This window comes from Pseudomonas sp. FW300-N1A1 (genome assembly GCF_058789115.1).
This window is the reverse complement of sequence record NZ_JBYTBK010000039.1, coordinates 38,655-49,092: the sequence shown is the minus strand read 5'-3', so window position 1 is coordinate 49,092 and position 10,438 is coordinate 38,655. Positions and strand designations below refer to the sequence as shown.

Genomic DNA, 10,438 nt, shown 5'->3' with positions numbered 1-10,438 from the left:
ACTGCGCCTTTTTCCCGTATTCATTACGCCCTCCTGAGAATCGGTCAGAAGGTGTAAACCTTATTCAGGACGGGACAATGGCAAAAAAACCGGGGTAACCCACGCCAACCTTTGTAGGAGGTAGGAGCGAGCGCGCTCGCGATGGATGTTAACGATTACGCGTATTTTTCTGAGTAACCACGTTGTTCTTGAGTTCATCGCGAGCACGCTCGCTCCTACAACGCGGCATTGAGGGTTAAGCCAGGGCGCTACACATTTTCAGCGCCGAGCAATCCACCTGGAACGGCCCCGGAAGCGGCGACCTGGACTTGCTGGGCGGATTCCCCGCCAACAACCCCAGCGCCTTGGCCGTTTCGATGTTGCGGGCGATGCTGTGATTGCACTCGATGGCCCGCGCCAGCGAGCCCGCCGAGGCTTGGCCGACGCCGAGCAGTGAAGCGCCATTGGTCAAGAATACCAGGAAGGCCACGACCCAGAGCTTGCGTCCTCTCATAGCACCACCGCTTGCGCAACGTCGGCAGAATCAAGGGTTGCGCTGTGGGCGCGATACTCGAACCGGGTTGAGGGGGATGCGGCCTCTACCGGCGCCTGAATATCCCGTTGCGATTGGGTCGCCAGGCTGACGGCCAGGACCATGGCCACGTACACACCGATGGCAATGTAGGCACCGTGCTTGGCAGAAGTCAGGATTGCGCTGGCCATGAAGTTCTCCGTGGGCATGTTTCAGTGCCCACAGAATCAATCAATCAAGCAGCTATGAATAGTGACCTTTATCCATAGTAGCTATCAGTTAAATTGATCGATCAACTCACGTACTTCAGTCGTGCAACAGGCTCATCAAGCGCTCGCGCGACGCTTCAGGTTCGCCTTCGACAGGCTGTGCTGCGGAGAGAATCGGGGTGGAGTAGAGAAACAGCAGAACCACAGCCAGACGCATTGCCATGTCGTCGATCCTTGGGAAAGATTGAGTCAATTTATTAGCGTCAAATTTAAACATATAGCCATGTGCCATTACCCGCTTTTTTTACCTCGACGCTGCGATTTGTCGCAAATGCGTCATGCAGGCGCGACATCACTGTTGTCCGGGTATGGATCCAGTGACGTCGCGCCTGCATCAACCCGGCGGGTATCGAATCTCAGTGCTGGATCTTGTGGTCCAGCGCGGCGTAGAAGTTGGCGCTCTGTTGCAGGTACTTCTGGGTGTAGGTGTGGGTGCCGGATTTTTTCGAGTTGATCTCGACACTGGCACTGGCCGGCAGTGCAACGCTGGCGGAGATGGCGGACGCGGCGATCACGGAGAAGAGATTGAAGTTCATGGCGGTAACCCTCGTATTCAGTTGGCGTGCTTGCCTGTGTAGGCCGTGAAGCAAACGTACGCCCGAGGGTTGTCGCGCTTGAAATCTTTTGTAGCAGTAGCGGATATCACTGCGATTAATAGAACCGTAGAGGCCCCGGCAGACGGGGCCTACGGTTTATTGATGCAGGAAGAAGCGGATGTCGCTGGGTGCGTCGAACGGCACTTTTTGCACGGTTTTGCCCAACAGCCCGGTGCTCACATCGCGTTCGATGACGACGACCTGGTTGCTCTTCTGGTTGGCCACCAGCACAAATTTGCCGCTCGGATCGAGGCTGAACTCACGAGGGTGGTCGCCGTCCACCGCGCGCCGTTGCAGCGCCTTGAGCTCACCGTTGAGCGGGTCGATGGCAAACACCAGCAATTCATTGGCAGTGCCACGGTTGCTGACATACAGGAACTTGCCGTCCGTTGATGCATGCAGCGCCGCGGCGGCTTTCCTGGCAGCCGGTTGCCCCGCTGCCAGGTCCACCAGTTGGCGCCGGGTCAACTGGCCGGTCTGGTAATCGAACACCGCCACTTGCGCGCTCATTTCCAGGGTCAGGTAAGCGTGCTTGCCATCACCGCTGAACAGCAGATGACGGGGCCCGCTACCCGCCGGCAACGACACCGAGGCCGGCGTGGCGGCAATCAGCGGCCGCTCTGGGTTGGCCTTGGGGTCATAGCGGTAGACAAACACCTTGTCGGCCCCCAGGTCACTGGAGAACACGTACTGACCGTCGGGTGAAGACACCGTCGAGTGAACGTGAGCCGACATCTGCCGCTCGGGATTGACCCGGCTCGCGGGGTGGCTGCTCAGTTGCACGACCGATCCCAACCGGCCTTCGGCGTTGACCGGCAATACCGCCAGGCTACCGCCCGGGTCTTCGGCCACCGAGTAGTTGCTGACGAACAGGTGCTGGCCGTCCGCACTCAGGCTCGAATGGGTCGGTTCGTTGCCCAGGCTCTGCACCTGGTTGATCAGGCTCAGTTGACGGGTCTTGGGCTCGATCGAAAAGCTGCTGACCCGCCCTACCGGATCGGCTTGCCCCGGTCCGTTTTCGTTGACCACAAACAGCCGGCGCTGGTCGCTGGACACGGTCAGCCACGACGGGTTGGCACTCTTGACCACCTGCAGGGGTGTGGCATTGAGCTGGCCGCTCTGGCTGTCGAACTGCAGTCGGTAGATGCCTTGGCTCTGGCCCTGGGTGTAGCTGCCGATCAACAGGTCATGCAGCTCGGCGGGCGCCGCCTGCACGCTCATCGCCCCCAGGCTGCCGGCCATCAACAATGGCCAGACGTTACGCATCCTCACGCTCGTCGTCTTCGTCGTTAGCACCGCTGAACGCGCTCAGGCACACCAGGCGGTGTTCGCCGGAATCACCGGTGATGGTCCAGCTTTGCAAGGTGCTGTCGAATACCGCCGCCTGCACCTGGGCCATGCTGAACACCCAACGCTTGGCCGCGCGGCCGTCCATGCACTCGATGTGCAACTGATCGTCCTCGTCCAGCGAGAAGTCAAAGGCGTGCAGGCCATCGATTTCCAGCATGTCACAGGTTTCGAGGGCGTTGAGCAGGGTGTCGGTTGCAGCAGTCATGGCGATCAATCTTCAAGTTGAAAGGCGCAATGATAGCCCATCACCTTGCGCAAGGTGTCGGGTCCACTGCCCCCTTCTCTGCGTTTGCTTGAATCTATCCTGTGGCGAGCGAGCTTGCTCGCGCTGGGGTGCGAAGCGCCCCCAACAAGACTATTGCAGGCTTTCAGATAAACCGGGCCGTCCCGTTTGGGGCTGCTGTGCAGCCCAGCGCGAGCAAGCTCGCTCGCCACAGGGCATGTGTGCAGCATCATCTGCGCCTGTAAGAGCTTTTGCGTAGAACCCGCGGCCGGACCTATCAGTTGACTTGCTCATGATGATGATCCGCGAAAACAAAACACCCTGCGAAAGCGTAGCCCTTGCAGGGTGTGGGGGTGACCATCTCATTAACCGCAACCCGAAGGTTGCGGTTTTTCATGTCAGGCGAGGATCAGTGAGCGAACAGCGAGTTGCCCTTCTGCCCGGCCAGTTTCTCCGGCTTGATCAGGAAACGCGCCAGCGCTGGCAGCAGCCACAGTGCGCCGAACATGTTCCACAGCAGCATGAAGGTCAGCATCAGGCCCATGTCGGCCTGGAACTTGATCGCCGAGAAGATCCAGGTGCAGACACCGATGGCCAGGCACAGGCCGGTGAACAGCACTGCTTTACCCGTGGACTTGAGGGTCTGGTAGTAGGCCTCTTGCAGCGGCAGGCCGGCACGCAGGAAGCTTTCCAGGCGGCTGTAGATGTAGATGCCGTAGTCCACGCCAATCCCCACCCCGAGCGCCACCACCGGCAAGGTTGCGACTTTCACGCCGATGCCCATGAAGGCCATCAGGGCGTTGCCCAGCACCGAGGTCAGCACCAGCGGCAACACGATGCACAAGGTCGCCGCCCAGGAGCGGAAGGTGATCATGCACATGGTGGCCACGCAGATGTACACCAGGATCAGGATGGTCAGTTCCGATTCCTTGATCACCTCGTTGGTGGCCGCTTCGATCCCGGCGTTACCGGCCGCGAGGATGAACTCCAGGCCGTCCTTGTTGTTTTCCTGGGCGAACTCCTGCACCGCGTGCACCGCACGGTCGAGGGTCTCGGCCTTGTGGTCGTTGAGGAACACCAACACAGGCGCCAGCGAGCAACTGTTGTTGTACAGGCCGTCGGCACGGGCAATGGAGTTGTTCAGCACATCCGGGTTGCGCGACAAGGTCTCCCATTTCAGGTTGCCCTCGTTCATGCCCTTGATCATCTGCTTGGACACCGTGACCAGCGAGATCGCCGACTGCACGCCCTCGGTGTTCTGCATCTTCCACATCAGCTCGTCGATCGGCGCCATGGCTTCGTAGCGCGAGCAGCCTTCGGACTTGGTCTTGACCATCACCACCAGCACATCGGAACTGGTGGAGTAGTTACTGATGATGAAGTTGTTGTCCTGGTTGTAGCGCGAGTCCGGACGCAGCTCCGGCGCGCCCTGGTCGAGGTCACCGATCTTCAGGTTCTTGCTGTACCAGAGGCCGCCACCAAAAGCGATCAACGCGATGAGGATCGAGACCGGTGCCACTTTCGAGCTGGCAAAATTCGACAGCAGGCGCCAGAACGGGTGTTCACGGGTCGCGTCTTTTTTGCTGCGATCGATCGCGCGCTTGCTGATGCCGACATAGGAAATCGCCACGGGCAGCAGGATCAGGTTGGTGAACACGATCACGGCCACACCGATGGAGGCGCCAATGGCCAGCTCGTGGATCACCCCGATGTCGATGATCAGCAAGGTAATGAAACCCACCGCGTCCGCCAGGATTGCAATCATGCCCGGCAGGAACAGCTGACGGAATGTGCGTCGCGCAGCTGTAAGGGCGTTGTCCGCCTCGCTGGACTGCAGGGCGATACCGTTGATTTTCTGTACGCCGTGGGAAATGCCGATGGCGAAAATCAGAAACGGCACCAGCATCGAATACGGGTCCAGACCGAAGCCGAATGCGTGCATCAGGCCCAACTGCCAGATCACCGCCACCAGGGTCGTACTCAACACCGCCACGGTACTGCGCAGGCAGTTGGTGAACCACAGCAGCAGGAACAGGGTGATGACGAAAGCCACACCGAAGAACATCACCACCATGAGCAGGCCATCGATCAGGTCGCCAACTTTCTTGGCGAACCCGACGATGTGGATCTGGATGTTGGGGTTCTGTTGTTCGAACTTGTTGCGGATCTTGTCTTCAAGCTCGTGGGAGAACTTCTGGTAGTCCAGGGCCAGCAGCTTGCCCTGGTCTTCCGGGTCCGGGTAGGACTCCAGCAACGGAATGTCGATGATGCTCGACTTGAAGTCGTTGGACACCAGGCGGCCGACCTGGCCGGACTTGAGCACGTTGTTGCGCAACTGGTCGAGGCTGTCAGTCGAGCCATTGTAGCTCTGGGGGATCACTTCGCCGCCGGCAAAGCCTTCCTCGGTCACTTCGGTCCAGCGTACGCTCGGGCTCCACAGCGACTTGAGGCCCGAACGGTCAACCCCGGAAATGTAGAACACCTCGTCGTGGATCTGACGCAGGGTCTCCATGTATTCCTTGGAGAAGATGTCACCATTGGTGGCCTCCACGGAAATACGCACCGTGTTGCCCAGGTTCGCCAGGTCGTTGCGGTGCTCCATCATCTTTTCAATGAAGGGGTGCTGCAGCGGGATCATTTTCTCGAAGCTGGTGGACGGCCGGATCAGCGTCGCCTGCCAGAACAGAAAGATACTCACCGCCAGGCAGATGATGATCACCGCCGGGCGATTGTTGAAAATCAGGCGTTCGAGAAACGTCGCCTTGTCTTGATGATGACTGCTCATGGAAATCCTCGCCTTCTTGTTATTTGCCCGGCTTACTTGCTCAGCTCGGCGCCATTTGGCGAAGTGACGCGAACGCCGCCCTGTCCTGCCAGAATCAGATTGCCGTTGCCCGCCGCGGTGACGGCCGAGACGGAAATGCGATCCGGTCGGTTGAACACGCTGAAGGTCTGCCCGTCGTCGCTGCTGCGCACCACGCTGCCGCCGTTCCCGACGATCACGATGGAACCGTCATCGAGCAGGGTGGCGCCCGACAGCCCGAACTCCAGCGCACCACGAGCGGCCTTGAGCTCAACCGGCTCCCAGGTCGTGCCGAAATCGGTGGAACGGAACAGGTTGCCGCGCAGGCCGTAAGCCAGCAGCGTCGACGGTTGGCGGGTGCCGATCACGCCAAAAAGCGAACCCTCATACGGCCCTTCGACGCGCTCCCAGGTCTGCCCCCAGTCGGCGGAGCGGAACATGCTGCCCTGCTCGCCGACAATGAACAGCCCGGAATCCTTGACCGCGGCGATGGCATTGAGGTGGTACTGGTCTTCGTTATCGAGGCGGTCACTGGCGTCTTCCCAGTGCTTGCCGCCGTCGCTGGTTTCCAGCACTGCACCGTAGGCACCCACGGCAAAGCCGTTGTTGACGTCCTTGAACCAGACGTCGAGCAACGGCGCTTCGCGTTTCAAATCTTCGAATTGCTTGGTCCAGGTGGTGCCGCCGTCTTCACTGGCGAGGATCTGCGCATCGTGCCCCACGGCCCAGCCGTGTCGGTCATCGACGAAGAACACCGAGGTCAGCAGCTGGCGCGTCGGCACCTTGGCCTGGGTCCAGGTGACACCCTGGTCATCGGAATAAAGAATGTGCCCGCGATCACCGACCGCGATCAGGCGTTTGCCGGCGTGCACGACATCCAGCATCAAGCCCTTGGCGGACTTGCCGGACTCGATCGAATAGACCGTGTCGACCGCTGGCGTGGCAACCGCCAGCACCGGCGCCGACAACACGCCCGTGCCCAACAGCGAGAGCGCTGTAGCCAGCAACGCGAATCTGCGTAATACCGGCGGGCGGCCAATACCCACACCCATGACAGGCTCACTCATAGACCTTTCCCCCATTATTATTGTTAGGTCATTCAACCTTTCAGGGCGCCGTTCAGGGCGTTTGTCTGATGGCGGATTCGACGCACAGTGCGCAAACCTGCAATCTAGAGCCCCTTCGGAAGCTGGCCTATCCTATCCAGCTTTCGAAACCTCTGACAATCGACGCCACGTTATCTTTTGTTAACCTGAGGAGTAAGGGTAGGCGCTGAATGACAAGACATCCCATGGCGTGATCAAAAACACGCCCGCCCCACAACACAAAGCATCAACATACCCAGCAATTGCACCACCACCACCACCACCACCACCACCACCACCACCACCACCACCACCACTCAACAGGCCGAGCGTTAGCTCGCCTGCCGCTCTTGATCTTGCTTTGGCTGTTGATCTTGATCCACCCGCCCCATCGGCAGGCCGAGCGCAGGCGTTCATCAGGGGAATGGCGCGCAGCGCCGTTCGGCGCAGCCGAACACATCGAGAGGAGGTCGAGCGAAGCCGACCGGAGGCGATGCCCCCTGAGGAATGCCGGAGTCGAGGGAACCCCGAGCCTCGGCGAGGGGCCGGACGCTCGGGGCGAGACCTTTGGTTACTTTGGGGCGTTTGCCAAAGTGACACGCCGTAAGGGCGGAACCATAAGCCGCCGTGACCGCAGCAACGGATATGCACACCTTACCTGCAAGAGAATGGTTAGCTGCCAGGCCGCCTTCGCGGGCAAGCCCGCTCCCACAGGCATACCTACGCAAGAGAATGGTCGACTGTCAGGCCGCCGTCACGGGCAATCCCGCTCCAACGGGGTACAGGTCCAGCCGTCAATCCGTGCCAAGAACACGGGTCTAGCTGCCGTTGACTTTAGCCGCCGGCACCGCCTCACTCACCAGTTGCCGCACCGCACTCCCCACCTCCCCGACAGCCCAACACTGAACACCTTCGTGGCCAGGGAGCTTGCTCCCGCTGGGCCGCAAAGCGGCCCCGACAAGCCTGTTGCGGTCTGACAGAAAGAACGCGGTGGACGGCTTTGGGGCTGCTGCGCACCCCAGCGGGAGCAAGCTCCCTCGCCACGGGATTGTGTTCAACCTACCCTGTATGAAAGTTTTTTTAGAAACCTGTCAGGCATTTCTTGGCACACTGGCACCCATGTTTCATTTTCTTTCAGGCAAACCCCATGACCCGAATCCTGACCATTGAAGACGACGCCGTGACCGCCCGGGAGATCGTGGCCGAGCTGAGTAGCCATGGCCTGGACGTGGACTGGGTGGCCAATGGTCGCGAGGGCCTGGCGCGCGCGGTCAGCGGCGACTATGACCTGATCACCCTGGACCGCATGCTGCCGGAGCTCGACGGGCTGGCCATTGTCACCACCTTGCGCACCATGGGGGTGGCGACGCCGATTCTGATGATCAGCGCCCTCTCCGATGTCGACGAGCGCGTGCGCGGCTTGCGGGCCGGTGGCGACGACTACCTGACCAAACCCTTTGCCACCGATGAAATGGCCGCCCGGGTCGAAGTCCTGCTGCGCCGCCAGAACACCGTCAAGGACGTGCAAACCCTGCTGCGGGTGGCCGACCTGGAACTGAACCTGATCAGCCGCGAAGCCTCCCGTGCCGGACAGCTGCTGACCCTGCTGCCCACCGAATACAAATTGCTGGAATTTCTCCTGCGCAACACCGGGCAGATACTCTCGCGGATGATGATCTTCGAGGAAGTCTGGGGCTATCACTTCGACCCCGGCACCAACCTGATCGATGTACACATCGGACGCCTGCGCAAGAAGATCGACCCACCGGGCCTGCTGCCGCTGATCCGCACCGTGCGAGGCTCGGGTTATGTCATTGCTGAACCCGTCTAAAGGCTGGCGTTCGTCCAGCAGCCGCCTGCTGACGCTCTACAGCGCGCTGTTCGTGGTCTGGAGCGGTCTGCTCATGGGGGTGATGTACTACGAGGTGTCGCACTACCTGGACAACCTGGCCCGCCACTCGATGATGCAGCGCCAGCATCTGTTCTCACGCTTTCACGGCATCCAACTGGACGAAGCGCTGATCGCCAGTACCACCTTCGACCAGCGCGGAGTCGATGCCTACGGCTTGTTCGACGAACAGCAACGGCCCCTGCACGGGCTGATCCGGCAGATTCCGGCAGACCTGCCGCTGGACGGCAAGGTGCATGAACTCGACCGCTGCAGCGAACCGGATGACGCCAGCCTGCCGCCGGACAGCTGCGATGCCGTGGCGACCCGCACCCTGGATGGACGCTGGCTGGTGCTGGCACGCGACAACGGCTCGTTGTTTGCCGTGAACCGGATCATCCTGCACGCACTGCTGTGGGGAGTGTCGCTGACCATCATTCCCGGTATCGCCGGCTGGTACCTGTTGCGCCGTCGCCCGCTGCAACGGATTCGTGCCCTGCAGGCCAGCGCCGAAGCCATTGTCGCCGGCAACCTGAACCACCGCTTACCGCTGTCCAGCCGCCGTGACGAACTGGACATGCTGGCCGCCATCGTCAACGCCATGCTCGAACGCATCGAGCGCCTGGTCAACGAAGTCAAAGGTGTCTGCGACAACATCGCCCACGACCTGCGTACCCCGCTGACCCGCTTGCGCGCCCAGCTCTACCGCATTCAACAACACGCTGCCGAAGGCTCGAGCGAGGCCGCGCAACTGGACCAGGTGATCGCCGAAACCGACACCTTGATGGCGCGCTTTCGCGGCTTGCTACGCATTTCCGAACTGGAAGACCAGCAACGCCGTTCGGGCTTTGTGCTGTTCGACCCACTGCCGCTGCTGCAGGAACTGCACGATTTTTACCTGCCGCTGGCCGAGGAAGGCCACTTGAGCTTGAGCCTGCAAGCGCCGCAGGACCTGCCGGCGGTGACCGGCGACCGGGCGCTGATGTTCGAAGCCCTGTCGAACTTGCTGAGCAACTCGATCAAGTTCACCCCGGCGGGCGGCCAGGTGCAGGTACGGGCGAGCAACAACGCCGGCAGTACGCGCATCGAAGTGCTCGACTCCGGCCCCGGCATTGCGGCGGACAAGCGCGCCGCCGTGTTCCAGCGCTTCTACCGTGTCGACGACACTGACAAGCACGGCGGTTTCGGCCTGGGCTTGTCGATTGTCGCGGCCATCGTCAACCTCCACGGTTTCAGCCTGGACGTGGGCAGCAGCGAACTGGGCGGCGCCCGCCTGACGCTCGATTGTTGCCAGCGACTACTGCCCGCTACTGCGTGACGCACACCGTTTTGGTGGTGACCCGGGTGACCTCGCCCTCGGCCCGCGCATCGCCCAGCACCTGCGTATTTTCAGTGCTGCTGCACTCTTTGGTGGGCGGGGCATGGACCACTACCGGCGGCGGCGGGCTGGCACAACTGCTCAGGGTAGCAACGCAGAGTCCGAACAACAGGGGCGTGAACGCAGATCTCAACACAGTGTTCATGAGGTGGCCTGCCAATAGGTGGGGAGCATTTCTCCAAACGTAAGCCTCGGGGGCCTGAACAGTAGAGCGCCGGGGAGTTGAGAGAGTTCATCCATTGGCAGGTAGAGCGCGTCATCATTTTTCGCCAGCCATCCGGGGCACGCGTGCAATGATTTGCAAAACGACGGCACCCATCAAGGACGCAAAGCGA

At 60.8% G+C, this 10,438-nt stretch carries 11 protein-coding genes; 2 read left to right on the top strand and 9 right to left on the bottom strand.

Annotated elements, in window-relative coordinates; translation table 11 throughout:
* Window positions 1-235: 235 nt before the first annotated feature.
* The 8 genes from AC3WQN_RS21365 to AC3WQN_RS21330 all read right to left on the bottom strand — a co-directional run bounded on the left by AC3WQN_RS21365 (window position 236) and on the right by AC3WQN_RS21330 (window position 6,819).
* A complete protein-coding gene (locus AC3WQN_RS21365) occupies window positions 236-493 on the bottom strand; it encodes a hypothetical protein (protein ID WP_103402367.1) in 258 nt (85 codons plus the stop codon).
* On the bottom strand, window positions 490-702 hold the full coding sequence (locus tag AC3WQN_RS21360) for a hypothetical protein (RefSeq protein ID WP_103402368.1): 213 nt from the start codon (window positions 700-702) through the stop codon (window positions 490-492). Before AC3WQN_RS21360 ends, AC3WQN_RS21365 begins: the two co-directional genes overlap by 4 nt.
* A gap of 115 nt (window positions 703-817) precedes the next feature.
* On the bottom strand, window positions 818-943 hold the full coding sequence (locus tag AC3WQN_RS21355; protein WP_256587357.1) for a hypothetical protein: 126 nt from the start codon (window positions 941-943) through the stop codon (window positions 818-820).
* Window positions 944-1,136: 193 nt separating this feature from the next.
* A complete protein-coding gene (locus AC3WQN_RS21350; RefSeq protein WP_095143565.1) occupies window positions 1,137-1,316 on the bottom strand; it encodes a hypothetical protein in 180 nt (59 codons plus the stop codon).
* 156 nt (window positions 1,317-1,472) lie between these two features.
* A complete protein-coding gene (locus AC3WQN_RS21345; RefSeq protein ID WP_103402369.1) occupies window positions 1,473-2,642 on the bottom strand; it encodes a lactonase family protein in 1,170 nt (389 codons plus the stop codon).
* The gene (locus AC3WQN_RS21340) at window positions 2,635-2,931 is read right to left on the bottom strand and encodes a DUF5629 family protein (RefSeq protein ID WP_103402370.1); all 297 of its coding nucleotides are present in this window, start codon (window positions 2,929-2,931) and stop codon (window positions 2,635-2,637) included. Before AC3WQN_RS21340 ends, AC3WQN_RS21345 begins: the two co-directional genes overlap by 8 nt.
* A gap of 427 nt (window positions 2,932-3,358) precedes the next feature.
* Window positions 3,359-5,734, bottom strand: a complete 2,376-nt coding sequence (locus tag AC3WQN_RS21335) for an efflux RND transporter permease subunit (RefSeq protein ID WP_103402371.1) — start codon at window positions 5,732-5,734, stop codon at window positions 3,359-3,361.
* 32 nt (window positions 5,735-5,766) lie between these two features.
* Window positions 5,767-6,819, bottom strand: coding sequence for a WD40/YVTN/BNR-like repeat-containing protein (locus tag AC3WQN_RS21330; protein ID WP_103402372.1), 1,053 nt, complete (start codon window positions 6,817-6,819; stop codon window positions 5,767-5,769).
* Between the two features lie 1,165 nt (window positions 6,820-7,984).
* Here AC3WQN_RS21330 and AC3WQN_RS21325 point away from each other — a divergent pair.
* Complete coding sequence (locus tag AC3WQN_RS21325; protein ID WP_103402001.1) at window positions 7,985-8,668, top strand: response regulator transcription factor; 684 nt, start codon at window positions 7,985-7,987, stop codon at window positions 8,666-8,668.
* Window positions 8,646-10,043 (top strand): sensor histidine kinase, encoded by a 1,398-nt coding sequence (locus AC3WQN_RS21320; protein WP_103402002.1) that lies wholly within the window; start codon window positions 8,646-8,648, stop codon window positions 10,041-10,043. The genes AC3WQN_RS21325 and AC3WQN_RS21320 overlap by 23 nt, the downstream gene beginning before the upstream one ends.
* Here AC3WQN_RS21320 and AC3WQN_RS21315 read toward each other — a convergent pair.
* Window positions 10,033-10,248, bottom strand: a complete 216-nt coding sequence (locus AC3WQN_RS21315; RefSeq protein WP_103402003.1) for a hypothetical protein — start codon at window positions 10,246-10,248, stop codon at window positions 10,033-10,035. The genes AC3WQN_RS21320 and AC3WQN_RS21315 overlap by 11 nt on opposite strands.
* Between the last annotated feature and the right edge of the window lie 190 nt (window positions 10,249-10,438).